Here is a 25149-nt window from a genome sequence, read left to right as displayed (position 1 = left end):
AATACCAAGGATTCACTTCGCCATGAATTTTCGAAACCATGCTATCACCATTTCATCCCTTGCTTCCGACACCGCGCCGGACAAAATGTGGTTGCCTTCGCTGAAAATATGCAACTCATAAACGTTTCCTGTATTTGAAAATGCCTGAGCGAGTTGTAGCGCATGTTGGGGTTTTACCTGCGGATCTTTTGCGCCATGCAAGATTAACATAGGCGTTTGAATACTGTCATGCCACGCCATCACGGAGCGATCCTGAAGGATCACCTTCTTTTGCTGTTCATAATCAATCCACAATTTTTTTAGATTATTTTCGCCCCATGGCCGCTCCGTTATGTAGGCCTGTAGGTCAGTAATAGCGCCGATCGTCGCTGCAGCACGGACCTGAAATCCTTTCTTCAAAATCATGTATGTCATCATGCCACCGCGTGATTCACCCAGCATAAAGACATTCTTCCGATCAGCACCTGGCAGCTTTTCCAACAGCGGCCAAATGTTCATGATATCATGAAGATCTTCCCCACCGAGTTCATCTTTTCCTTCTCCACCTTCGCTTTGCCGCAGCGCAGGTGCGACCACCATAAATCCTTCGTGTGCTAACTTTTGAAACAGCGGCGCGTGTACATAGGCGATATCATTGCGAATGAAACTTCCCCGGTTAAAAATGATCACAGGAAGTTTTTGATTCGTCTTTTGCAGGGGACTGGTGATAATTGCGATCACTTTCAGCCCGTTGCTATAGTAAGTCAATTTTTCATACGCAATCGATCTGTCTTTTATGGCATCTTCATAGGTGCTCTTTTCATAATACCACGAAATATCTTTCACCTCTGCATAGGAAGGAAATGCTACCGGCGAGCGCGAAACGACGTCGCCATTGTTTTGGCCGCGAGACGTGTTGAGGAACATTGAAAAGGTGCAGACTACTAATAAATATTTTTTCATTGACATTTTTTTCTGACGACGACCGGGCTGCGGATTTTGTTACCTGTGCGAATGAAAATCAGCCAAGGTGGGGGAGAGGAGGGGTAGGCGAAGTCCTTCCTTCGCTCAACCCTGCGTTTTAAGCTTGCGCCATTTCTGGGCTTCAGCATCGTATCCCCGTCATTCATTCCTTGTTCAATATCCGGTGTTCAAATTGAATATCGAACAAGGAAAACAATATCGAACAAGGAATTTCGAATATCAAATGACGATTGGATACTGCTTCAGGATTTTTATCTTAAAAAAAATTCTGACGCGTTGATCACTGATGCATTATCGCAAAACGTGCACACGTTAAGTCCGGTCCTTCATCATTCCCCGCCTATCGGCGGGCAGGCTTGTTCGGTGTCCGATATTCAATATTCAATTGGATACATCGAAAAAGAAATGACCCTTCTTCTTAATAAACCTCTTGCCTGCTATCGCTATCTTTCAAATCTTGCACACAACTTTATCTTATCTCAAAGGCTTCTATGAATCAACAAATACCCCCAACCAATCCAGCCACCCGCATTCTAGCCGCCAGCCTAATCGGAACCACAATAGAATTTTTTGATTTCTATATCTACGCTACCGCTGCGGTCCTGGTATTTCCAAAGTTGTTTTTTCCGGCCAGCGACCCCGTTGCCTCCACACTGGCATCATTAGCTACCTTTGCCTTGGCCTTTTTTGCCAGACCGCTTGGCGCCGTAATCTTCGGTCATTTTGGTGACCGCAAAGGGCGTAAGACCACGCTTGTGGCTGCGTTAATGACGATGGGGCCCTCCACTGTAGCCATCGGACTTCTACCTTCTTACAACAGCATCGGAATTGCCGCGCCAATCTTGTTAGCAGTGTTTCGTTTTGGACAAGGACTTGGACTAGGAGGCGAATGGGGAGGTGCCGTCTTGCTGGCGACAGAAAATGCGCCCGCACATAAGAAGGCATGGTATGGCATGTTTCCACAGTTAGGTGCTCCAATTGGTTTTCTATTGTCGAGCGGAACATTTTTTATTCTTAGCAAAACACTGAATGATGAACAATTTCTGAGCTATGGCTGGCGTATCCCTTTTGTAGCCAGCGCACTGCTTGTGTGGGTTGGACTTTACATACGACTGAAAATAACCGAGACGCCGGATTTTATTAAAGTTATGAACAGTCAAGCCCGTGTGAAAGTACCCGTTGTTGCTGTCTTTGCTAACCATACAAAAGCAATCCTTCTGGGCACCGCTGCGACTATCACTACTTTTCAGTTATTTTATATCGTCACCGTGTTTTCATTGAGCTGGGGAACGTCCGCGTTGCACTATCCGAAAGATAGTTTTCTGATCGCACAGATGATCTCCATGCTATTCTTTGCATTAGGTGTTCCGCTCTCCGCCCTGTTAGCCGACAGCAAAGGAAGAAACAATATGCTATTTTTTTCGAGCATCGGCATTTTCATCTTTGGTTTGTTCTTCGCGCCGTTCTTCAGCACCGGCAGCCTTCTCATCATCGTGGTGTTCCAGTCTACCGGCATGTTGTTGATGGGTCTGAACTATGGTACAGTAGGCACGGCGTTGGCCGATATTTTTCCAGCAGAAGTTCGTTACACGGGCGCGTCATTGTGCTTTACACTTGCCGGTATCTTAGGTGCATCGCTCACGCCTTACCTGGCCACCACACTTGCCACAACTTATGGCCTACAGTATGTCGGATATTATTTATCGGTTGGAGCAGCAATTAGTATCGTGGCATTGCTGGTATTAAAAAGGTTGATGGAAGGAAAGAAAAATTGAATATCGAACAAGGAAAAGAATATCGAACAAGGAACACCGAATATCGAATGATGATCGGATACTGCTTCGGGATTTTTAGCTTAAGAAAACTTCTGGCACGTTGATGATAAATGATGCTCACGCAAGGGTGCATACGTTAAGATCGATCCTTCATCATTCCTTGTTCCCGGCCTACCGGCGGGCAGGCTTTGTTCGATATTCGGTGTTCCTTAGGTTTTTCTTGGCGGTTTCTTGATGAATTGGGAATATCGAACAAGGAACACCGAATATCGAATGATGATCGGATGCTGCTTCGGGATTTTTAGCTTAAGAAAACTTCTGGCACGTCAAGACCGATCCTCCATCCTTCCTTGTTCCCGGCCTACCGGCGGGCAGGCTTTGTTCAATATTCGGTGTTCATTTTTTTGAAGATTGAACTTAGATAAAAAGAATATCGAACAAGGAACACCGAATATCGAATGATGATCGGATCTGCTTCGGGATATTTATCTTAAGAAAACTTCTGGCACATTGATGATAACTGATGTTATAGCGTCAAACGTGCATACGTTAAGACCGCCACTTCATCATTCCTTGTTCGGTGTTCGATATTCGGTGTTCATTTTGACATTGGACAAGGGAAAGAATATCGAACAAGGAACACCGAATATCGAATGATGATCGGATGCTGCTTCGGGATTTTTATCTTAAGAAAAAAATTTCTGACACTTTAATGATAACCGATGTACTAGCGGAAAGCGTACACTCGTTAAGACCGCTCCTTCATCATTCCTTATTCCCGCCTACCGGCGGGCAAGCTTGTTCGATATTCGGTGTTCCTTAGGTTTTTCTTGGCGGTTTCTATGCTTTTTACAAATATTGAAATGAGTTCATTTAATTCTGTGAGCGAATGCAGAATAGACTGATCGCCTAAATATTTTTTCCGCTCGATGATCTTCAAACAAATTAATGATTCTCTCATTTCTTTTAACGCAATCTTCATCTTGTGAATGAAGTCTTTACGAGATTCTGCCGATTGAGCTTCGCCATAATGCAAAGCAGGAGCTGTACCACTTCGTACAAGTTGACTTGACAGATGATTGCTTCCTTTTGTCTCCGGAAGTTTTTCCGTAATCTCAAGAATCAAAACTGCAAAGATTATTAGTCGTTCTTCTAAGTCAAATTTCATAACGGCAAAGAATTTTTGTGCACAGCTGTAAAACTAGACAAATGCGACTTTTGACAATTAATATCATTGTCCGGAAAACCAGATGAAATGGGATATCGAACAAGAGAAAGAATATCGAACAAGGAACAAAAGAATATCGAACAAGGAACACCGAATATCGAATGATGATCGGAGACTGCTTCGGGATTTTTAGCTTAAGAAAACTCCTGGCACGTCAAGACCGCCCCTTCATCCTTCTTTGTTCCCGGCCTACCGGCGGGCAGGAGTGTTCGATATTCGGTGTTCATTTTGAAAAATTGAACAATGAAAAGAATATCGAACTAGGAATATTGAATATCGAATGATGATCGGAGACTGCTTCGGGATTTTTATCTTAAAAAACTTTTGACACGTTGATGAGAAATGATGCTCTAACGCAAAGCGTACACTCGTTAAGACCGCTCCTTCATCATTCCTTGTTCGGTGTTCAATATTCGGTGTTCATTTTTTTGAAGATTGAACTTGGATCAAAAGAATATCGAACAAGGAACACCGAATATCGAATGATGATCGGATGCTGCTTCGGGATATTTATCTTAAGAAAAACTTCTGACACATTGATGATAACTGATGTTATAGCGTCAAACGTGCATACGTTAAGACAGCCACTTCATCATTCCTTGTTCGGTGTTCGATATTCGGTGTTCCTTAGGTTTTTCTTGGCCGTTTCTTGATGAATTGGGAATATCGAACAAGGAACACCGAATATCGAATGATGATCGGATACTGCTTCGATGGATTTTTAATTAGTTAATTGGCTTTCCTTCTTTCAGATTAGCAAGCACTTCCTCCGCATATTTGGCGAAATAAGTATCCTTCGCATACGAGAGTGTCTGGTTTGCATACTTCAGCGCTTCCTTGTTTTTTCCTTGCAATGAATGGGCACGCGTAATAGCCATCAACGAATAAAGATCACTGGGATTTTTGTCGTACGATTTTTTATAAACCTCTATCGCTTCAGCATTTCGCTTTTGGTTTTCCAGCCCTCTGCCATATGAATATAGTTGAAGGGTGGTAGCTAACGGGTAGGCTAACTGCATAGCAGAATCGGCTTTTGCTTTCATTCCCTTTTTTTCCAGCAAGCCGGCATAGGTTGAAAGCGTGGAAAAGTTCTTTTCCCCGAAGTAAGTATTGATGGATCGTTCCGCCCAGCCGATTGCTTCATCAATGTTGATATTGTGCGTGAGGCAATAATTCGCTGCCATTTGCATGTTTTGCCAATAACGATAAAAGATACCCGAATTAAATTCTCTCCTGTACGCGGCGATCATTTCTTTGTCAAGATCGACTGAAATTTTGAACGGTATCTTCACCTTTTCCCATTGCAATGAAACAATTGCTGCATCATCAGTTTCGTCACTGAAAACATAGGTTAAGCGTTCTATGCTCTCTGAAAGTTTTACCACTGGCACATCGACTCGAAGTGCATCGTCTTTACTGTCGTAATAAAAGCTTCCCCAAGCTGTGCTGACGTTAGAGAAAATTAAAGTCGCCTTTTCAGGTCCCATGGCAATAAAGAATCCATATTTTCCAGCCTTCAGTGGTTTGCCCTCGATAAAGACATCAGTACTAAAAGTGAAAGTCGTGTTTTCATTTGCGCCTGCGCGCCACGGCGCAGCTTTGCTGGTGCCATAGTGGAGGTCTGCAAAACCATAGTGAACTAATTCGCCCCAGATCTTGCCTTCACGGCCATTCACAACGGGACGGTTATAATCAATGCGCACATCGGTAATGCCTATCTGTTGTGACACGGAAGCTTTCCGGTTTGGACCTCCGGGAGGAAAAGTGATTTGTGAAAAGGCAATCGTAGCAGCAAAGACTAAGCAGGCGGTAATGAGTAATTTTTTGTTCATAGGCATATTGTTGACGCATTAAGTCAAATAGTTTGCCAAGGAACAATGTTTGTCTATGTTATCAAAACCATTGTTTAATACACATTCAAAGCGGCGTAGCGTCCGTTTCAGGACAAAAACGTCCGCTGGCGACAGAGTCGTAGGTAAATGTCGAACAAGGAACACCACGTACGAATGATGAACTATGCTCGATTTTAAGGCGTAGGTGTTAATCTGTAATTCGCGGCGAACGAAAAAAATTTGGATCTGGCATCGCATGTTAAGACCGACACTTCATCCTTCCTTGTTCCCGGCCTACCGGCGGGCAGGCTTGTTCGTTATTCGGTGTTCTAATTAAATATCGAACACCGAACATCGACAACAATCGTATTCTACTTGGACGGATTTTTACTTCTAATAAATATTCATATTGCAAAACAAAAAAGTCCCTGTATGACCAGGAACTTTATTAGAAGGGCTATGAAATTATTATTCCCTATTCAAGATCAATTTACGTAGCGTCTCATTCTTTATCCACAGCGCTCCCCAGGCGAGGATGCCCAGATATACAGGAAACAGGATATGAGAAAATAACGGATTGTCCATACGCACATGCGTTGCAATGGCACCACCCCAGTAGCCCGTCAATAAAATGGCTCCTAAGATTTCTGTGCGTGGAAAAATGTACAGTAGTGTAGCAGCCAATCCTAGTGTGCCCAAAATTGGAAGGTGATGAACCTGGAAGCCAAGTTCCGTAGTTCCTTTAATTACTTCTTCGTTAACAATAAATTTGAAGATGCTATCCATCAGCATAAAGAGGATGACGAGCCCACCCATTATTCGACCAATCCAAATTTTTGCTGTTGATGGTGCTGATGCCGGTAATGTTGCTTGCATTGTTGTCATGGTGTTATTGTGTTAATGGTTTTTAATTTAAATTTTTGCAAACAGTCCTCACTTTTTGTCCTGTTTGATAAAACAAAGTTGGATGAAAATTTTAGTTCGAAGGATGTGTAAATGCGGCATTGTAACTGGCAGAATGCGACAAATATTGAATTTTCTTCTGGCCCAGCCGGGAGGTGTGGTGTGATTTACTCTAATGGTATCCTAGCTGCAGGCAACGGTGACGGATGATTCGGCTTTTGATTGAGTCTATGTACATCATCTTTATTTCGCGTAGCCCCTACGGGGCGTCAGCAGTACCTACGGATTCTAACCCGCCGCCTAAATCTTTGGAAGCGCAAATGTCTGAACTGGGATTAGAAGGATTAAAAGATTTTCATGATTTTGGCTATCGCAATTCACCACATTTATTTCGGCTCATGCCATCTACAATCAGCCACCACTTGCCATGCGCCTAGCCCCAGCGGGGCGCGATCACTAGCGGCTGGTTCCAACCCGCCGCAATAACGATCACCGCACACCCCGACAAAGGAAATCTAAATCGATCTTCACATTCCTTGGCGCGGAACAGATGCATTTCAAGCAGGTACATTCGTCGACGTAAAATGTCTGAACTGTGATTAAAAAGATTAAATGATTTTCCTGATTTTGGCGGTCACAAGAACAATTTATTTCAACTCAGGGCCATCTACAATCTGATTTTATTCCTTGAATAAGCCCAGTGGGATGACCTAATGGCGACGGGTTCCCAACCGTATGCTGACCCTCGTGCCAATTCGCGGGGTTGGGATTCCGACATGATTAAACTTGAACGTGTAGCATAGTGACGAAAAACCACCGACGTCAGCGCTACCATTAGGCTAACCCCATTGCCTTACAAATTAAATTTGCAGATGACACTACAAGAATTCGCGCAGCTCCAGCATACTCTCTATACACCACCCGGTTGAGCCAGTCGCATTCCAATACAAAAGTGAAGTCGGTGAAATCGTTGGAATTGCCTGAAACATGGTTAAATTAGTTATCCAAAATTATCCCCGCAAATTAGCGACAGTGAAAACAAGTTTGATTTTTTGTGTGGTGTTGACTTGGAGCTTCAACTCCTTCTGTCAGCATGTTCAACAGGATAGTATAGAAACTAAGGTAATAGCTTCTAGCGCTGTCGCAAAACTTGATTATGCTAATTTTAATCAGGGTGTAATACATACCCCTTATCCATTATTTAATGGACACATGACGGGCCTGGGAATGTCAACGGCAGGCCATGACCCTAACGGTGAATTTCTTCTTCGCGTCAGGGGACTTTCTACATTTCAAAATAAAACCGGACCGCTTCTGGTGGTTGACGGATTCATTACTAATGATTTTCAGTTGGTCGATCCAAACGATATTGGCCAAGTAATGTTGCTCAAAGATGCTGCAGCTGCATCTGCCTACGGAGTTCAGGGAGGCAATGGTGTATTGCTGATCTCCACAAAAAAAGGTGGTGATGAAAACGCTTTAGTCTCTTTCCGATCTACGCTTGGGTTGGATCAGCCGATCCGAAATATGAACATATTCTCTGCATCAAAATATAGAAGTTTTCCGGGCTCAGTTGACATGGGGAGCACTCAAGATTGGCCAGATCTTGTTACCCGGACGGGTATTGCAAGTATTAACGCGTTGACAATTTCAAAAAGTACGGAGACCTTCTCACTGAGAACTTCAATCAACAACCGTATCGCTAGGGGTACGCTGTCTGGCTCTGGATTCGACCAATTAAATTTTAGAATTAATTTTCAGCAACGAGCATTGAAAGACAGGCTTCTTATGGAGGTAACATTGGCCTCCACCTCAAGAAACTCCGATTTTGGTTTTCGGGAGGCCATCAAGTATGCCTTCAGCGCTAACCCCACAATGCCGGTGTACGATCCTGCGGAGCCTGACGATGGCGGTTATAGTCAAAGTCATTTTTTCGATGACTTTAATCCGGTGGCTATCATTGAACAAAACAAGAACGAGGGGAAAGAAAGGTCCTCATCCATTGGCTTCAATGGAGCATACCAATTTGACGCCCGGTTGAAAGGCCTCGGTATCAAATTTTCCTATCAGTTGTTGCATGATCAGTATTTCAATGGTAGCTATTATTCAAAAAACAGTTACTACAGAGGTGCCAGCACCAACGGGATGGCCATCCGAAATACCGACACTCGCCGTACACAACAAGCCGGTACTTCCATTACCTATTTTAAGGATTTAAAAAATGTTCATTTTGAAATTTCTTCTGGCTATCAATTTCTGGATTATGACATCGGGTCGATCCATATGCAAGGGGGCAATTTCCTGACGGATGCTTTTGGATATAATAATATCGGCGCATCATTGGATTTTCAAAATGGAATTGGAATGGTTTCCTCGGCACGCGATTCCTATAAGGTTATTTCCTGGACGAATACGGCCTCCATGCTTTTCCATGACAAATATTTTTTAAATGCTACTACTACCACCAGCGGATCATCTCGTCTCGGTAAAAATAATAAATGGGGGCTTTTCCCCTCCCTGGGCGGTGGCATCCAATGGGAAGAAGGCCTATCTTTCTTTAGCCATTTGAAACTCAGGGCATCTTGGGGAAAAGCTGGCAACATTCCTCAACAATCGAATCTTTCACGCGCGTTAATGAGCCCCTCGGATTACATGTACTACGAGGGTAATTATATCCCAGCATATTACACAACGAGAGATGCAAATCCAGATCTAAAATGGGAGGGGAAATCAGAACTGAATATTGGCGTTGATTTTAGATTGCTCAATGACAGGGTTAGCGGCAATATCGACTGGTTCAATAACAACGTTGAGGATTTGATTTCTTCCGTTTCGATTGCCACCCCACCGAATTTAAGTAGTACCAAGTTTGCAAACCTCGGCGAAATCCAAAACCGTGGTGTAGAGCTTAACTTGAATATAGCGATGCGAAAAACGATGCAGTTCAGCTGGGACTTAAATTTTAACATATCACGCATTAAAACAAAAGTAAACAGCCTGCAAGGAAATGGATATGCCCTGGGATCAGATGGGAAAATATACATAGGAACTTTGACAGAATCTGCTGGATGCGGCTGTTCCGCCGCTAATCTGATTCAGGAAGGTGCAGTTTTAGGACAGATCCATGGTCCGATTTTCTCAGGTGTGGATCCGGATGGACGGCCAAAGCATGCGGATCTTAATGGTGATGGTGGATACTGTAATTGCCCCGATGACTTCGCTGTATTGGGAAATGGACTTCCTAAAGTTTTGCTCGGCTTTGGTCATCACCTTTCCTATAAAAATTTTGAAATGGACCTTCTGCTGCGGGGAGCATTCGGTCATGATAAAATTAATTCCTATCGACTTTATCAGGAAGGTACGGAAGCAATCGCCTGGTCCAATCTTGTAGAAACTTCCTATTTCGATCCACGCTTACGAAATGCGCCCTTCTCCAGCCGGTACGTTGAAAATGCAAGTTTTCTGAATTTGGATAATATCTCCCTCCGTTATCATTTTCCTTCAGCTTTCAAATTCTCAGTTGCAGTCACAATTCAAAATCTTTTTACGATAACGAAGTACTCCGGACCTGATCCCGGAGTGGCGTATGAAAATCCGATCCTGAAAGGTGCAACAACTTTTCCGGTTAACACCAGCCCACTCGTTAGTGGAATAGATCAAAGAGGAAACTATTTACCGTCTCGGATTTTCTCCCTTGACGTTAACGTGAAATTGTAACATTTTAAAAACCATCTACGCTATGAAATCGATTTATGTCATATTCCTTCTCCTGATCATGACGCTAGCAGCGTTTGCGCAAGGGAGTACAACGACGGCACCTAAGGGATTTGTTTCACTATTCAACGGTAAAGATTTTACCCAATGGAAAGTACCAGCCGGAGATAACGGTCACTGGAAAATTGTGGATGGCGTCATTGATTACGATGCTGAAAGCGAAGCGGCCGAAGATAAAAATCTGTGGACGGAAAAAACATATGCGAATTTTGAACTTTATGTAGATTGGCGCATCAAGGAAACACCGTGGAGAAATCCAAACGTACCCCTTATTTTACCCAGTGGTCTCCATAAGAAAAACGAAAAGGGTGAACCCATAACCATGGTGGTACCTGATTCAGATTCCGGAATTCTGCTGCGCGGCGTCGGAAAATGTCAGGCCAATATTTGGAATTGGCCAATCGGATCAGGCGAAGTGTACGGCTATAGAATGGATGAAAAAATGCCACCGGAAGTACGGCGCGGAGTTACGCCAAAAGTAAATGCAGACAAAAACATTGGCGAGTGGAATACCTTCAAGATCACCATGAAAGGTAATCGGCTCTCCGTGGAATTGAATGGAATTGTTGTGATCGAAGACGCACTGCTACCCGAAATACCCATGTCGGGACCCATCGGGTTACAACATCATGGATCGAAAAAGGATGGAGAATGGAATAGCCCTCCGAGTTTGGTTCAGTTCAAAAACATTTATATTAAAGAACTTAAGTGAACTTTAACATCATATCTTAATAGACATCCTAAACGAATGGCAGGATGCTAACCGCTGGTCTCGTTATTCCATTTTGTTAGTTAAGGTCATTGTTATCCAAGGTTTCCAGCCGATGTCATGCTACACTAACGATAGATCCCGAGCATCATCACATCCAACGGCAAGGTTCGAACTCTTGTCTTCGAAAGTCCCCGATTAAAATGCATCTGTTCCGCGCCAAGGAATGTGAGGATCGATTTAGATTTGCTGTGGCGCGGTGTGCGTTAATCATTTAGGCGGCGGGTTAAAACCCGCCGCTATTGATTGGCGCCCCGTTGGGGCTAGGCGCAATGAAGTAGTGTTAGCTTGTAGATGCAATGAGTTGGAACAATGTATTGAATTGTGATAACCGAAATCAAGAAAATCAATTAATCTTTTTAATCACAGTTGCCGGCAGGCACGATTCATAGGATTAAATTGCAAATGCATGAACATCGTATGGGACATGCTATTTGTATCATCTACCCAGCTCCGCTATATCCTGTTGGGCTTGGTTCTGAAGTCTTTTTTCAATATTAAATTTCAGCTTAGCGCCTCCGGTTTGTAATTCGTAATAGTCGGGGAATGGATAATGTGGTAACATTGATATCAGTGTGCATGACTTGTTATCCTTCGTTCCAAAGCACACTTTTGTTCTAACGTCAACCGGAACATTCAGCGTAAAAAAATATTTGTCCGGTATACGATATTCAAGCGTGTCATTGAATACCAGGAATAGCTCAGCATTTGTCTTGCTAAGTCGCTTATAAAAGCTGACCGTTGCTGTCTTACGGGTTTTGCTCGGCTGTGGAATATACTTCATCAGGTTATATTCTTTCACCAGTTTATCAATGTTATTTCTTTTATAAGTACCCGCTTTTATCTTTTCGCTTAAGATTGGTTCGTCGGCAAAATATGCCAATAATCTTTCCTGAAAATTTGGCCCATATACACTAAAAAAAGCATCTTCATTTTTCTTTTGCAACATTTGATAAACGGTCTCGTTGCCTGTGCCAAATCCTGTCACCCTCAATTCATAGTAGTTCAAATCGCCTTCAATCAAAACTTCGAAAAACGATAGGTCATCCTCGCCGAACTTTTTCGAAACATAACGGCTTGACCCAACCTGGAAAGACTTTAAATCTTTGGGAGCATATGTCTCCATCTCACCACTTTTTTCTTTTTTGAACTTGATATCCTGCAAAACGCGGTAGGGCGTAAAATTCTTATTTTTCACTAGACCGAGTATCGTATCATTTTCGTTCGTAACGATATAACCGTGCAAATAGCCTGTGTCCTGCGCGAAGGAAGGTGTCATGATAATAAATGTTAAAAAGAGCAGATAGCTTTTCATGTTGATTATTTTATAAAACGAGTTTGCAGAATATGTTATTATCAATGCATCTTAAGAGCTAGTTCATGTTAAAGTCAGACCATCCGAATTCAATATTCAATTTTTCTTAAGCTATCCTCAACATGTCCGGATTTTTTCTAGTCGGTTATGATCTTAATTCCTAATTGTACTCCAGCGAGCTCTGGACCACTTTCAAATTTATTATTGACAAGCGATTCATATGTTGGCGACTGCGTGTAGAAAGTCGTTGAACTATGTTTCATGTTCTCAAGAGAAAGCGCCGGATGAATGCTCGTGATTTCGGATGGCAATTCTTTGATGAACTGATGTCCCGATGATGTCGAAACATTCCATGTGACAGAGGTTTTGCTCGGCGCATCAGAATAACCCCATGTGCTTAGGCGCCATACGTATGACTTCGAAGTTGTCGCGGAAAAGTTGGTGAAAGAATTTTCAGTGATGTTGAAATCTGATTTTTGAGGCCATGCAATGTTGCCGTCAGGGATAGAACCAATGTTTTTGAATTCGTAGGCATAGCCCGGATAGCCGATGTTCAACACTGTTCTATAATTCGTGAGAATATTTAAGTATCCCGCCTCAATAGTGGTTTGTGTATTCAAAGGATAACGTGTCATAAGCGTATAGGCATTCGGAGTAAGCGTGGCGTCCGGTTCGCTTCCTGTTACGCGAAGCATAACATCACTAGATTGTGGAAAAGTGAAGTCTACCCTCTGGTTGAAGCGATCCATATCGTAAAAAGAAAAACTATAGGAATCATCAGCGTGCACGTTATCCAACACCCTGTATCGCAATGAAAATCCATCAGAGACCGTGACGATGTACTTCGAAACACCAGTGTATGTGTACGATTGAAGCTCTAAAATATCCGTGGCGCTACTCCAGCCTCCACTTACTACAGCGCCGACACGGCTAGTCAACCAGAAGTAGTCAAAAAAATTCACATTACTCACAGAGACATTGATTTTTCCTGTTAACGCCGGTGGTGGGCTGGAGCCCTTGAGAACCATGTGTTTTCCTTTATCGATATTAGAATGGCTGTTTGCAAAGTACCACTTACCCCCGCCGTTAGACGAAACATATTTTAAGTGAGTAACCATGATCTTTCCTGGCACAGGTTTGTCCGTTACAATTTCTAATTGTTGATCAGGCTGAAAACTTTCGGACGCAAGCAAAGCCCCGTCTTCCCCATGAACCATGATCCAATCGTCAGAATCATCATCGAGATATGATGCATCAACAGTAAGCGTGAGCAGAGATGTTTTTTCAGGGATAACATTATCATTATCATCATCACAGGCAAACGAAATAACCAACAACGCTACAGCAAGTATGCTTTTAATCTTCATCTTTTAAATGTTTTAGACAACTAATTCGAGATCAATACAGGTAAGTAATCGTTAGTAACCATTTATTATGATTGCAAAATAATAAGCTGCGCTAATTCGAGCCCAACGGACCGTCTATTAAAATGGTGGTTAATTTCCGCGAACATAAAATCTTCCGAACAAAAAAAAGTCACGCACACTGGCGTGACTTGCAGTCATATTGACCCATGTTCTTAGCGAATTTAAAATTATCCCATATGTAATTACTCAGCCTTCGTAGGCCTTTCTTCAGATTCTACTGCTGTCTGGCTGACCGCTGTGATCACTGCACCGGCTAATGAAACATAGCCAGCAAGCGTGAGAACAGCAGCAGGAAGCGCAAGCGGCGCCGTAAGCAATGTCCCGCCAACGGCGGCTAACGAAATGCCTACGGTCCGAAGAATCTTGAAGAACTTTGGCGTTGGCGCCTGCATTCTATTCATGATACTCATACCATTTTTGATTTAAGGTTTAACATAATTTTACTTGACAGTTTTACCGTCTAATTTTTCCTCTCAAGCATTTCACCCGATACCTGCAGTTATCGGATGAATGTGCATGGCGAGGTGTGCTGGTTCGTTACAAATCGAGCCTCAGGCTGGTGCAGTCCGGTTGAAAATGCTTTTGATCATTATAGATAGGTTGCAAAGCAGTCAACTGACTTTACGAGCGTGATGAACCAATTCCTAACCAACCTCAGAACCTACAGAATTTGCTCCTCCGTAGCTTCTTTGCCGGGACGGTCTTTCGCCTGCACGATGACCTTCGTACCCGCTCGGGTAGCGTTAGCCTGCGTGGCAAGGTAAATCCAGCCGCTTGAATCCTTGACTGCTGACCCTGATTCAATCACCGTACCGTCAGCGCGCTGTAGCGTGACCGTCATTGATTGAATTTTGAAATCATCGGCAGCGACGATAAAGATCGGCTGGCCGACAACACCCAGGTATCCGTCTGTTCTGATGGATGCAATCTTGAGTGGTTTGAGGAAATCCTGCAATGCCGCTTGATACGGACTTGCAATTCCTGCTTCTTTAGCACGTGTTGTGTAATCCTCGCGGATCGCTGGATCCATCAACACTGCTTTTGCATAGTACACTCCATCCTGGAAACGCTTACGCGCTGCCTCCTGGTTAGGAGTGACCACCGAACGCTTTTTAGGACGCTTTGCGAAATGCGTCCTGTTCTTGATTTGACGGTAGACGAATTCGTCTCCGAGCCCGCCACTAAATCCCTTAGTAGCCAGGTTTTCTTTTACAATTCCCATAAGTATTTATTTGTTTTAGTTAATACTTCAAAAGTATCGCAGCACACCGCAGCCAACTTTCGGTGTTTATTTTTCTTAAAAATATTTTCAATTATTTTTTTTTAGAGGGCTGACAAAATAGCAGGGCTCCAAAAAAGTCTGACTATTGATTCGATCATGATTCGATCATGATTCGATGGCAGTTCGAGAGGTGTTCAAGTGTTTAAGTGTTTAGGTGTTTAAGTGTTTAGGTGTTGAGGTGTTGAAGTGTTGGGGTGTTGAAGTTGCGGGAGGTTGAAGGTGCGAGGGATGGGGGATGGTACGGATGGAAATTAGTGAGCGACTTCATTTTATGCTGGATACAGGTTTTTGCTGTCAGCGATTCACAAAGGTTAAATTCAGGTCGTTTCAAAAGGGTGGCCGTATGGCTGGTGCCGGGAAGCGTTGATATCTGTAGGTTTAGTCTAAAATCGTCCTTTTTGTGAAATCTCCTTTTTTTGTAATTTTAATTCAATGCCTGACCAGCATTGTTAGAGACATAAATCCTTAACCCTCGAGAAAAACCTTACCCTTTCTACACAAAACGTTGTACCATGGCAAATGGCAAATTCCCTTATTTCCGATACCGGATTATTCATGCTTGTTTAGCAAGTAAACACAAAACGCACTGGACAATCGAAGAGTTGATGGAAAAGCTCATGGAACAGGATCTTGTCGTCAGCAAGCGTTCTGTGGAGGCTGACTTGCATACGATGCGACATGATGAACGACTGGGATACAATGCGCCGATTAAATATTGCCGCAAGAATTTAGGCTATTATTATACCGATCCCGACTACTCCATTGAACGCGTTCCACTCAACGCCAAAGATCAACGTGCGCTGACCTTTGCTATCAACACGTTGAAGAAGTATAAAGATTTTCCGCTCGTGCATCAATTTCAAGGTCTTGTCGAAAAGCTTGGGAGGGTGGTGGATTCGCAGCAGCATGAATCGATCATTTCGTTCGAGACGGTGCCGTATCAAAAAGGTATCGAACACCTTGATCCGCTCATCAATGCGATCCTGGACAAACAACCTCTTCGGCTGGAGTACAAAAAATTCACAGGCAAATCAGATGTTCATACGTTTCATCCCTATTTCCTGAAAGAATATAAGAACCGTTGGTATGTACGCGGTTACAGCGAGAAGATCCGCTTTTATCCTACGCTGGGCCTTGACCGGATCGAAAACTTTCAGCCCGCCAGTGTGATGTATAAACCCAATAAAAAGACTGATCAGGATGCATACTTCAAACATACGATAGGCATTACGTTGGGAAAAGGAAGTCCTGAAGAAGTGCGGTTATACTTTTCGCCTATGCAGGCCAATTATATCAAGACGCAATTCTTGCATCACACGCAGGAAGTTGTACAGGATGATGCGCATGGGTTGGTGATTAAACTCATGATCATACCCAATTATGAGTTGCTTCAATTGCTATTGGGATTTGGTTCGGAGGTTGAGGTATTGGGTCCGGAGAAATTGAGGGAGCAAATGAAAGAGATGGTGGGAAAGATGGGGGAGCGGTATAAGTGAATATGAATAGGGCGGAGGGGGGTAGGGGATAATCGATTAAAAAGAACACCGAATATCGAACACTGAACAAGGAATGATGAAGGGTCGGTCTTGATGTGCAGTGCCAGGTTCAATGTAGATATGACTGCGAATTTTGAGAAACATCGCGTTTAGCTCGAGCATTGTACTTCATCATTCGATATTCCTTGTTCAATATTCTTTTGCCCTGTGATAATTAAAAAAAATGAACACCGAATATCGAACAAGCCTGCCCGCCGGTAGGCGGGAACAAGGAATGATGAAGGGGCGGTCTTAACGTATGCACGTTTGACGCTAGAGCATCAGTTATCATCAAATTGTCAGAATTTTTTCTTAAGATAAAAATCCCGAAGCAGTCTCCGATCATTCGATATTCGATATTCCTTGTTTCTCGGCGTTCACTGCGGTAAAAAGAAACATTAAGACGAACCTGAGAACTTTAAAGGACCGACGTCGAGCCATTAATGGAAATAAGCGCAGAGCACACTGAGGGAATACCCGCTGAGAAAATCGCAGAGATTTTAATCGAGTCTCTCTGCGTGCATTTTTCTCTGCGTGCATTTCTCGGCGTTCACTGCGGTAAAAAGAAACATTAAGACGAACCTGAGAAATTTAAAGGACTGAACGTCGAGTCATTAATGCAAATAAGCGCAGAGCACACTGAGGGAATACCCGCAGAGAGAAATCGCAGAGATTTTAATCGAGTCTCTCTGCGTGCATTTTTCTCTGCGTGCATTTCTTGGCGTTCACTGCGGTAAAAAGAAACATTAAGACGAACCCGAGAAATTTAAAGGACCGAATGTCGAGCCATTAATGCAAATAAGCGCAGAGCACACTGAGGGAATACCCGCTGAGAAAATCGCAGAGATTTTAATCGAGTCTCTCTGCGTGCATTTTTCTCTGCGTGCATTTCTCGGCGTTCACTGCGGTAAAAGAAACATTAAGGCGAACCTCAGAAATTTAAAGGGCCGAACGTCGAGCCATTAATGCAAATAAGCGCAGAGCACACTGCGAGAATGCCCGCTGAGAGAAATCGCAGAGAAGATGAACGACGAACCTTTGCGTAGCTCTTTCTCTCTCTGCGCCCCCCAGCGGCGCTGCAGTTTGACCTGCATTTAACATCATCGCCCCCATGCACGTTACTACTCCTTCTGAAATTTCCTGTGCAACACACGGCCATCGGTACGGATGATCATGTAGTACATGCCGGACCGGAGTGCAGTAGCATCCAGGTCAGCTGTGCCGTTGGGATCGGGAAGGGTTCGTTTGTCGACTTGGCGCCCGGTCATGTCGTAGAGCACCACTTCGGTTGAGTTTCGGAGACCGGATAAATGGATCTCGTGTTTCACCCGGTTGGGAAATAAGACGACTTCTTCCTCGTTTTCACCCACTACTTCGGTGGCGGGTGGTGTATTAGTGACGATCCGTCCCATAGCATTACCGTTAGATGACGTATAGGTAATCTTCCACGCTACTTCTGTAAAGTCGAAGTAATACACGCCATCGCGGTCGACTGCAAAGTAGATCTTTTGGCCAGCGGTCAATGTCCCAAGCGAATAGGAATTGTTATCGAGTACCCAATCCTGGTCAGGTGTAGCGACGAGGGATGCGAGCGGTTGTGCTGCAGGACTGAAGGCGCGATAGCGCGCTGTGCCAGCTTCCGAACTAACCCGCCTGACCCCCAACCCGGAAATCGTATAGGTGCCATCCCATGGCGCGATGAAAGCGCATACAGTAGACTTAGCGTTGCTCGGTGGGTGCAATTGTAAGTCGAACACGTTGGGAGGTTGTGGCACATTGCCTTCACCCGATTCCAGTCCGCGGCCTACTATACTTTTTCCGGCAAACGGATAAATATCGCCTGTGCCATCCGCCCAATAGTGCGATGCTGCGCTGTTAGAATTTGTATGATTGGCCGGAGTAAAGGTGGTGAAGTTGGAAATTTTGTTGACACCATAATCGTTGGACGACCGGTAAAATTCCAGGGACGCTGTCAGCGCGTTGTCACTGGTTACACGCCCTTGCTGCAGCGGATTGGATTGCATCGCAATATCGTACGAATTCCAGGTGTGGGTCGAAGCGGAAGGAATCATGGAGATCGACCAGGTTACTTCGGTGAAATCATAATAGTAAACTCCATCACGGCCGACCGCGAAGTATATTTTCTCGCCGGCATCCAGTTCGCCCAACGAATAGCTTGCGGGATCGAGTACCCAATCCTGATCAGGTGTAGCAATAAGCGATTGGAGCTGTTGACCTTCTTGGTTCATGGCCCGGTACACGACGGTTCCGGCTTGCGACAATACGCGTCGTACACCCAGTCCGTTGATTGTATAGGTTCCTTTTGCCGGCGCGGTAAACGCGCATACCACCGACTTCGCCGTGCTCGGTGGATGAAGCTGAAGGTCAAGAACCCCCGTTGGCGCTGGTACATTCCCCTCCCCAAGTTCCGCTCCTCTACCATGGATACTTTTCCCGGCGAATGGATAATTTACGCCGGCACTCGTAATCCAATACTGATTCGCTTCACCGGTGCCAAGATGCGTGCCGGGTACATATGTGGTAAATGCAGTGCCTTTCTGTACGCCGTTGTCGTCGCTGGATTGATAAAATTCCAGCGTTGCTTTAACCGTACCGTTGGTGCTCGTCACCACTGCCTGTTGGTTTACATCGGACTGCATCTGAATGTGGTACGAATGCCAGACCAACTGGTTGGCGGGGTTTACGACAACTTGTACGTCGTCCGTGTCGGTAACACCATCGTCGTCGGTAACGGTAAGCCTGAACGAATACGTACCGGTGATCAAGTTGCCGACGGTGGCCGTGGGGGAAGTTGCGTTCTGAATCGTTGCTTGATTGGGACCACTTTGCTGTGTCCAGGCATATGTGATGATGGTCCCGTCGGTGTCAGAACCTGAGCCGCTCAGGAAGGTACTATTGGGAGGTGGTGTTATTTCGATATCAGTTCCAGCATTTGCCGTTGGGGCGGCATTCAGTGAATGTTGTAGTAGCCACGTATAGAGTGTCATGCCCTCAGGCACTGCGGGTGACTCGTCGACTTCAAGGATGGTCGTGTTTGGGGGTGATGGATCCTGGCTGTAAGCAGTCTTCCATGCGTCGTGCCTGTTCTCAGGGCTACCATTAGGAAATTTATTCTTATAGTATGTAACACGGAGTTTGTTGCTATAATCGGGACAAGCTTTTATCGCAGCCACGAGATTCTTCGTATAACTTGATAAAACGACATCGTCAGGATCATCATGAAAAGTCCAGATCGGCATATCGTCTAAAACACAAATTCCGCTGGTAGACCCTCGTCCTGCAATTGGCGCGATCGCTGCGAGTTCTCCCGGATAGGTTCGCGCATATTTCCAGGTTCCAATTCCTCCAAGACTCAGTCCGGTTAAATAAATGCGATTAGGGTCCGCACGTGGATAGGCCGTCTTGATAGACTCAATGAATGTATGAAGATTCTCTGTTTGATCTTCCCACACAGTTGTAGTCGGGCATTGTGGTGATATAATAATGAACGGAAGATCCTGGCCTTTGGCAAGCTCGAACGGAGGGCCGTGTTTGGAAACGTTCACCAGCGCGTTAACACCGTCGCCGCGTTCACCGAGTCCATGAAGGAAGATCATCAAGGGATAATCATTGGTGGTCGTGTTGTAATCGGGCGGCAGATATTCGAGGTAAAAAAAAGAGCTCGTTACTTGTCTCCCGGACACCTTGAGATAGCATACCAGCGTTCTTACATCGCTGAATTGTCCGGCTCCATTACGAACGACGACATACGTGGTATAGGGAGTTGCCAGCATTGGAAGTCCGGGGACATCTTTCGAATACGTAGCATCTGCTAGCACAAGGTCGATGAAGTTCTTACCGACAGCACCCGGCGGCAGGTTAGGACTTTGTGCAAGCGTCACCAGCTCACTCGCGGTGGGCGCGTTGGCAGGCGGTGTCTGATACGTGACGAAGAACGCTGTCCCGGGCTGATCGGCGCTAACGCGTATTTTGAGGTTCGAACGATAGGCACCGTTCGGCTGCTGGGGACCAGAGAACGCCGGGAGTGCTACAGGAAAGTCTTCCGACCAGGAAGGGGCTTGCGCGCTTGCTTCCTGAAAAACAAAACAGAGTAGCGCTACAATCCCGAGCGTGAATTGTGTCTTTTGTAAAAATTTCATAACGTGGGTTGGTTAAACGTGTTGACAGGAAGTATTATAAATTCAGAAACGGAATTTCTTTTAAAAGTTACAAAAAAATATATAATACGTTAGAGGAGCTGTATAATCGACTAAATATCACAGCCCTGCCTGACGGCAATCAGGAATATCTAACACCGAACAAGCCTGCCCGCCGATAGGCGGGGAATGATGAAGGGTCGGTCTTGATGTATGTTCGTTTAGTTCAACGTGCGTGCGCTCGTCTTAATCGAGTCTCTCTGCGTGCATTTTTCTCTGCGTGCATTTCTCGGCGTTCACTGCGGTAAAAAAAACATTAAGCCGAACCTGAAAAATTTAAAGGACCGAACGTCGAGCCATTAATGCAAATAAGCGCAGAGCACACTGAGGGAATACCCGCAGAGAAAATCTCAGAGATTTTAATCGAGTCTCTCTGCGTGCATTTCTCGGCGTTCACTGCGGTAAAAGAAACATTAAGACTAACCCGAGAAATTTAAAGGGCCGAACGTCGAGCCATTAATGCAAATAAGCGCAGAGCACACTGAGGGAATGCCCGCTGATAGAAATCGCAGAGATTTTAATCGAGTCTCTCTCTGCGTGCATTTTTCTCTGCGTGCATTTCTCGGCGTTCACTGCGGTAAAAAGAAACATTAAGACGAACCTGCGAAATTTAAAGGACCGAACGTCGCGCCATTAATGCAAATAAGCGCAGAACACACTGAGGTAATACCCGCTGAGAGAAATCGCAGAGAAGATGAACGACGAACCTTTGCGTAGCTCTCTCTCTGTCCCCAGCGGCTCTACAGTTTAACCGGAATTTTAAAATCATCGTCCCCCGCACAATACTACTCCTTCTGAAATTTTCCTTGCAATCCTTCGGCCTTCTCCGGCTTCGTTAATCCCAACAAAAGTATCATGGCCAATACAATCATGAATACCATTCTCACCAGACTTAAAGCTACCCACCGATCTCCGCGGGTTTGCAATGATTCATCTATCGTATCACTATATGGTGTTCCTGTCAGGTCGATTAGTTCGGGGACAAAATATATGGATGTTACCAATAAAATAAATACATAGCTCCCGAAAACAATCAGCACATTTCTCTTTCTATCTGTTTTCCAATTGAGGAACAAGGTGATCACAAACAACAACAGTGTGACAGGATGTACCGGCATCCAGAAAGCCGGGGCATTTAAATGGTAAGCTCCCTGGAATACCGTCAGCGATTTTGGGATCTCCGAAAAAGCAGCAGGCCAGAGGGCAGTGTGCTCATAAATGGCAGCGCCAACAATTACTGAAAATGACAAACAGGTTAAAGCGTAAAGAATGTTTCTGAAGTTCATGTTGCGTTTTTTTTATGCAAAAGTGCATCAACGCAATCAGTCTGAATTGTATTTAACGGACAACATCAAAGATATGACCCGACACGTGACTTTTAGCCGCCCGATATTCCGTAGGCTTCATGCCGGCAAAAGATTTGAATGTCTTCGTGAAATGAGACTGATCAGAAAAGTCGCAGCTATGCGCTATTTCGGTAAGCAGTAGTGACGAGTGATGCATCAAGTCGATGGCCCGATTGTATCGCTTGAATACAAGGGTCTGTTCGACGTTCATGGCGGTTAGCGCATAAAGCTTTCGCGACAAATGTCGCGGGGAATAGCACAGCATTTTCGACAGATCATCAGCGGAAAGTGACCGATCCAAAGATGATGTCAGGAAGTTGTCGAACATCTTTTCATGCTTCGAGATTTCCGGAAGTCGCTTCATCATCCAGGATGTAAATACCGTGATCCGTTCGGTGAATGTCTTTTGTTCTGCCAACTGGTGCCAGAGCGAATGCATGGAGGCATCGAGCAGGGTTAAGTCTGCGCACTGATTAGCATAGTCTTTTCCATGGATACGAAAAATCTTAGGCAGCGACGTGGGATTCATGTATACGCCAAAAAAGAATTGGTGCCCTGGTAGCTGTAGGTGGATTGGCACGGTATTGAAACCTGAAATAAAACAACGTGGTACAGTGAAATGGCGGTCACCGATGACGCCAGGAATTGCATTGGAATCGTCGTGCAAATTGAAAATAATCTCAACACTCCCTTTTGGGATAATTTTTTCCTTAATCAGTTTTCCGTTGTGGCGATTGACTTGCCAGAAGTGGCGTATGATATTTCGGAGCGCCGGATGCACGGCAGTTTCGCGTTGGAATTCCATGGATCAATCAATCGATTTCCGGGTATACGGATAAGACGGGAAATGGTTATTTCCACGCCAGGTCAATAAAATCGGACACCTGTTTTATCTGCGATAGCCCCAACGGGGCGTCATCACTAGCGGCGGGTGTTAACCCGCCGCCTAATGGTCAACGCACATCGCGCCACAGAAAATCTAAATCGACCTCCGCATTTTTTGGCGCGGAACAGATGCATTTGATCGGGCGTATCGGACTCAAATTTAATCGAGGAAGCCGCAGTCTGGAAGACAATCAAAGTAGGTACCCAGTCTCCCGGGCTCATAAGCCAACGCCGCAAGACTTGCTCCAGTTTGCGGAATCAGAATTATGATATTGTTAATCGGGTTAGTAATTTACCCTCCTTAACACCGATGTAAAATGCAACAATTCACCGTCAGACCCGATAGCTTTAAGGACATTCAGAATAAGATAATAAAGGTTACAGCCTTTATTTTTTGCGTCGTTCTTTTTTTTGTAATCGGGTTGCCGATGCTGATCTCAGATGACCCTGCAAACGTGGGTAGCTCACCTTATATGATTGTTTTGTTTGGTGGCATTTTTGCGTTCAGCATAAGAAATGCCGTGAAGAGACAAAAAGCGTTATTTGAAAGCTTTAAACTTGTCATTGACGATGAGAAGATCACACGTGAGCGCTTGAATACACCAGTTATGGTCATCTACAGAAAGGATGTGCAGCGAATTACTAAGCGTTCGTCTGGAACCTTTTGTATCGAAGGTGACAGTAAGCTGAATGCAATAGGTGTACCGTCGCAGGTAGACAATTATGAACAATTGGAAAAGGCATTGAATGCTATCAAACCGATAATTGTGCACACCAAAAAATCTTTTGTTGAGCAAATGGTATTTCCGATTGTATTGATTGTGCCGGGACTTTTTGTGGGTCATTTTTATATAACCAACAACATATTCTCCATTGCCTGTGGAATTCTTTTGGTTTTAATTTTAGTGTCAAGCTTTTACATAAGCGTTACCAACAAGAATATCGATTCCCGGACGAAAGGGGTAGCTTACTTTTCATTGTTCATTGTAGCGCTTATTATTTTCAGCCTATTCAAAAAGTTTGGAGGTAGCTGAAGCATTGAAGCAGTATCCATTAAAATACTTGTTGTACCAACCGTTCAGAACAAATGCCAGAAGCCAGCAATCTTGACCCGGCTAAGAAACCGGTGGAATACGCCGACAAAGAAATCTTTACAAAACTATGGTCCCAACCCCGCTTAGTTTTTAGATACATTACCGATTATCATCATGATAAGTATACGCACATTTTACTAGTACTTGCATCAATTGGAAGAGGGCTCGACAGGGCATCAACGAAAAACATGGGTGATACGATGTCTTTGCCCACTGTACTTGTCATGAGCATCTTTGTAGGTGGGGCGTTTGGATGGATGACCTATTATATTTATGCAGCGCTGGTAAGCTGGATGGGCAAAGCGCTGAACGGTGTTGCCAGCACCGCGATGGTGCTCAGAATTTTAGCCTACGCGATGTTCCCTACCATATTATCATTGCTAGTGGTTATTTTACAAATTGCATTTTTCGGAAACCGTATGTTTCAAAGTGAAGTAAATCTGGACGACAGCAGTCTGTTTATGCAAGCATTTTATTATGTCGCTTTAATCATTCAAGTAGTTTTCGGCATTTGGACCATTTGTTTTGCGGTTGTGGGTATTTCAGAAGTTCAAAAATTCTCTATAGGCAAAGCTATTTTAAACCTCCTCCTTCCCGGACTACTCATAGTAACAATCGTATTTCTCTTTGTATTGGCCCTGGATTAAAAATCAGAAGATGGAACGAGTTGTTGGAAGGAAGCATATTGAGGAAATAAATTTAGTGAATAACTAAAAGTTTTTTTGCGGCAGCGGCCCGCAAGACTGCAACATAGGTCTCGCGCCACCGCTCAACCCACGTTGGAAGACTTGCACCAATTCGGGG

17 protein-coding genes are annotated in these 25149 nt (G+C 44.4%); 6 read left to right on the top strand and 11 right to left on the bottom strand.

Annotated elements, in window-relative coordinates:
- Positions 1 to 12 precede the first annotated feature (12 nt).
- The gene (locus P2W71_RS18105; protein WP_276372724.1) at positions 13 to 942 is read right to left on the bottom strand and encodes a prolyl oligopeptidase family serine peptidase; all 930 of its coding nucleotides are present in this window, start codon (positions 940 to 942) and stop codon (positions 13 to 15) included.
- Positions 943 to 1454: 512 nt separating this feature from the next.
- On the opposite strand from P2W71_RS18105, the gene P2W71_RS18100 reads away from it, so the two are divergent.
- Positions 1455 to 2738 (top strand): MFS transporter, encoded by a 1284-nt coding sequence (locus P2W71_RS18100; RefSeq protein WP_276372723.1) that lies wholly within the window; start codon positions 1455 to 1457, stop codon positions 2736 to 2738.
- A 772-nt stretch (positions 2739 to 3510) separates the two neighbouring features.
- Here the strand turns inward: P2W71_RS18100 and P2W71_RS18095 are convergent.
- The 3 genes from P2W71_RS18095 to P2W71_RS18085 all read right to left on the bottom strand — a co-directional run bounded on the left by P2W71_RS18095 (position 3511) and on the right by P2W71_RS18085 (position 6683).
- Entirely contained in the window at positions 3511 to 3906 is a 396-nt protein-coding gene (locus P2W71_RS18095) for a four helix bundle protein (RefSeq protein ID WP_276372722.1), read from the bottom strand.
- A 785-nt stretch (positions 3907 to 4691) separates the two neighbouring features.
- Positions 4692 to 5798, bottom strand: a complete 1107-nt coding sequence (locus P2W71_RS18090) for a DUF2911 domain-containing protein (RefSeq protein WP_276372721.1) — start codon at positions 5796 to 5798, stop codon at positions 4692 to 4694.
- 468 nt (positions 5799 to 6266) lie between these two features.
- Positions 6267 to 6683 carry a DoxX family protein gene (locus P2W71_RS18085; RefSeq protein WP_276372720.1) on the bottom strand — a complete coding sequence of 139 codons (417 nt, stop codon included), beginning with the start codon at positions 6681 to 6683 and terminating at the stop codon, positions 6267 to 6269.
- 1005 nt (positions 6684 to 7688) lie between these two features.
- Between P2W71_RS18085 and P2W71_RS18080 the strand changes: the two genes are divergently transcribed.
- Together P2W71_RS18080 and P2W71_RS18075 are read left to right on the top strand one after the other, a co-directional pair.
- On the top strand, positions 7689 to 10418 hold the full coding sequence (locus P2W71_RS18080) for a SusC/RagA family TonB-linked outer membrane protein (RefSeq protein ID WP_276372719.1): 2730 nt from the start codon (positions 7689 to 7691) through the stop codon (positions 10416 to 10418).
- A 22-nt stretch (positions 10419 to 10440) separates the two neighbouring features.
- A complete protein-coding gene (locus P2W71_RS18075) occupies positions 10441 to 11187 on the top strand; it encodes a DUF1080 domain-containing protein (RefSeq protein ID WP_276372718.1) in 747 nt (248 codons plus the stop codon).
- Positions 11188 to 11683: 496 nt separating this feature from the next.
- On the opposite strand, the gene P2W71_RS18070 is transcribed toward P2W71_RS18075, so the two are convergent.
- The 4 genes from P2W71_RS18070 to P2W71_RS18055 form a co-directional block, all read right to left on the bottom strand.
- Positions 11684 to 12559, bottom strand: a complete 876-nt coding sequence (locus P2W71_RS18070) for a hypothetical protein (protein WP_276372717.1) — start codon at positions 12557 to 12559, stop codon at positions 11684 to 11686.
- Between the two features lie 137 nt (positions 12560 to 12696).
- The gene (locus P2W71_RS18065) at positions 12697 to 13926 is read right to left on the bottom strand and encodes a hypothetical protein (protein ID WP_276372716.1); all 1230 of its coding nucleotides are present in this window, start codon (positions 13924 to 13926) and stop codon (positions 12697 to 12699) included.
- Positions 13927 to 14168: 242 nt separating this feature from the next.
- On the bottom strand, positions 14169 to 14396 hold the full coding sequence (locus P2W71_RS18060) for a hypothetical protein (RefSeq protein WP_276372715.1): 228 nt from the start codon (positions 14394 to 14396) through the stop codon (positions 14169 to 14171).
- Positions 14397 to 14647: 251 nt separating this feature from the next.
- Entirely contained in the window at positions 14648 to 15088 is a 441-nt protein-coding gene (locus P2W71_RS18055) for a hypothetical protein (protein WP_276372714.1), read from the bottom strand.
- A gap of 692 nt (positions 15089 to 15780) precedes the next feature.
- Here P2W71_RS18055 and P2W71_RS18050 point away from each other — a divergent pair.
- Positions 15781 to 16764: a WYL domain-containing protein gene (locus tag P2W71_RS18050; protein ID WP_276372713.1), complete on the top strand. Its 984-nt coding sequence runs from the start codon at positions 15781 to 15783 to the stop codon at positions 16762 to 16764.
- A 1160-nt stretch (positions 16765 to 17924) separates the two neighbouring features.
- Here P2W71_RS18050 and P2W71_RS18045 read toward each other — a convergent pair.
- The 3 genes from P2W71_RS18045 to P2W71_RS18035 all read right to left on the bottom strand — a co-directional run bounded on the left by P2W71_RS18045 (position 17925) and on the right by P2W71_RS18035 (position 23171).
- Entirely contained in the window at positions 17925 to 20963 is a 3039-nt protein-coding gene (locus P2W71_RS18045) for a T9SS type A sorting domain-containing protein (RefSeq protein ID WP_276372712.1), read from the bottom strand.
- A gap of 842 nt (positions 20964 to 21805) precedes the next feature.
- Positions 21806 to 22306 (bottom strand): DUF1772 domain-containing protein, encoded by a 501-nt coding sequence (locus P2W71_RS18040; RefSeq protein ID WP_276372711.1) that lies wholly within the window; start codon positions 22304 to 22306, stop codon positions 21806 to 21808.
- Between the two features lie 52 nt (positions 22307 to 22358).
- Entirely contained in the window at positions 22359 to 23171 is an 813-nt protein-coding gene (locus P2W71_RS18035) for an AraC family transcriptional regulator (protein WP_276372710.1), read from the bottom strand.
- A gap of 397 nt (positions 23172 to 23568) precedes the next feature.
- Between P2W71_RS18035 and P2W71_RS18030 the strand changes: the two genes are divergently transcribed.
- Together P2W71_RS18030 and P2W71_RS18025 are read left to right on the top strand one after the other, a co-directional pair.
- On the top strand, positions 23569 to 24285 hold the full coding sequence (locus P2W71_RS18030) for a hypothetical protein (RefSeq protein ID WP_276372709.1): 717 nt from the start codon (positions 23569 to 23571) through the stop codon (positions 24283 to 24285).
- 53 nt (positions 24286 to 24338) lie between these two features.
- Complete coding sequence (locus tag P2W71_RS18025) at positions 24339 to 24992, top strand: Yip1 family protein (RefSeq protein WP_276372708.1); 654 nt, start codon at positions 24339 to 24341, stop codon at positions 24990 to 24992.
- Positions 24993 to 25149 lie beyond the last annotated feature (157 nt).

The organism is Chryseolinea sp. H1M3-3 (assembly GCF_029360725.1).
Classification (GTDB): Bacteria; Bacteroidota; Bacteroidia; order Cytophagales; family Cyclobacteriaceae; genus Chryseolinea.
This window is presented reverse-complemented; position numbering and strand designations above follow the sequence as displayed.

Excerpts from the sequence above, each read along its gene's own strand:
- P2W71_RS18105 (WP_276372724.1), bottom strand. The coding sequence starts at position 942 with ATGAAAAAATATTTATTAGTAGTCTGCACCTTTTCAATGTTCCTCAAC.
- P2W71_RS18100 (WP_276372723.1), top strand. The coding sequence starts at position 1,455 with ATGAATCAACAAATACCCCCAACCAATCCAGCCACCCGCATTCTAGCC.
- P2W71_RS18095 (WP_276372722.1), bottom strand. The coding sequence starts at position 3,906 with ATGAAATTTGACTTAGAAGAACGACTAATAATCTTTGCAGTTTTGATT.
- P2W71_RS18090 (WP_276372721.1), bottom strand. The coding sequence starts at position 5,798 with ATGAACAAAAAATTACTCATTACCGCCTGCTTAGTCTTTGCTGCTACG.
- P2W71_RS18085 (WP_276372720.1), bottom strand. The coding sequence starts at position 6,683 with ATGACAACAATGCAAGCAACATTACCGGCATCAGCACCATCAACAGCA.
- P2W71_RS18080 (WP_276372719.1), top strand. The coding sequence starts at position 7,689 with ATGGTTAAATTAGTTATCCAAAATTATCCCCGCAAATTAGCGACAGTG.
- P2W71_RS18075 (WP_276372718.1), top strand. The coding sequence starts at position 10,441 with ATGAAATCGATTTATGTCATATTCCTTCTCCTGATCATGACGCTAGCA.
- P2W71_RS18070 (WP_276372717.1), bottom strand. The coding sequence starts at position 12,559 with ATGAAAAGCTATCTGCTCTTTTTAACATTTATTATCATGACACCTTCC.
- P2W71_RS18065 (WP_276372716.1), bottom strand. The coding sequence starts at position 13,926 with ATGAAGATTAAAAGCATACTTGCTGTAGCGTTGTTGGTTATTTCGTTT.
- P2W71_RS18060 (WP_276372715.1), bottom strand. The coding sequence starts at position 14,396 with ATGAGTATCATGAATAGAATGCAGGCGCCAACGCCAAAGTTCTTCAAG.
- P2W71_RS18050 (WP_276372713.1), top strand. The coding sequence starts at position 15,781 with ATGGCAAATGGCAAATTCCCTTATTTCCGATACCGGATTATTCATGCT.
- P2W71_RS18045 (WP_276372712.1), bottom strand. The coding sequence starts at position 20,963 with ATGAAATTTTTACAAAAGACACAATTCACGCTCGGGATTGTAGCGCTA.
- P2W71_RS18040 (WP_276372711.1), bottom strand. The coding sequence starts at position 22,306 with ATGAACTTCAGAAACATTCTTTACGCTTTAACCTGTTTGTCATTTTCA.
- P2W71_RS18035 (WP_276372710.1), bottom strand. The coding sequence starts at position 23,171 with ATGGAATTCCAACGCGAAACTGCCGTGCATCCGGCGCTCCGAAATATC.
- P2W71_RS18030 (WP_276372709.1), top strand. The coding sequence starts at position 23,569 with ATGCAACAATTCACCGTCAGACCCGATAGCTTTAAGGACATTCAGAAT.
- P2W71_RS18025 (WP_276372708.1), top strand. The coding sequence starts at position 24,339 with ATGCCAGAAGCCAGCAATCTTGACCCGGCTAAGAAACCGGTGGAATAC.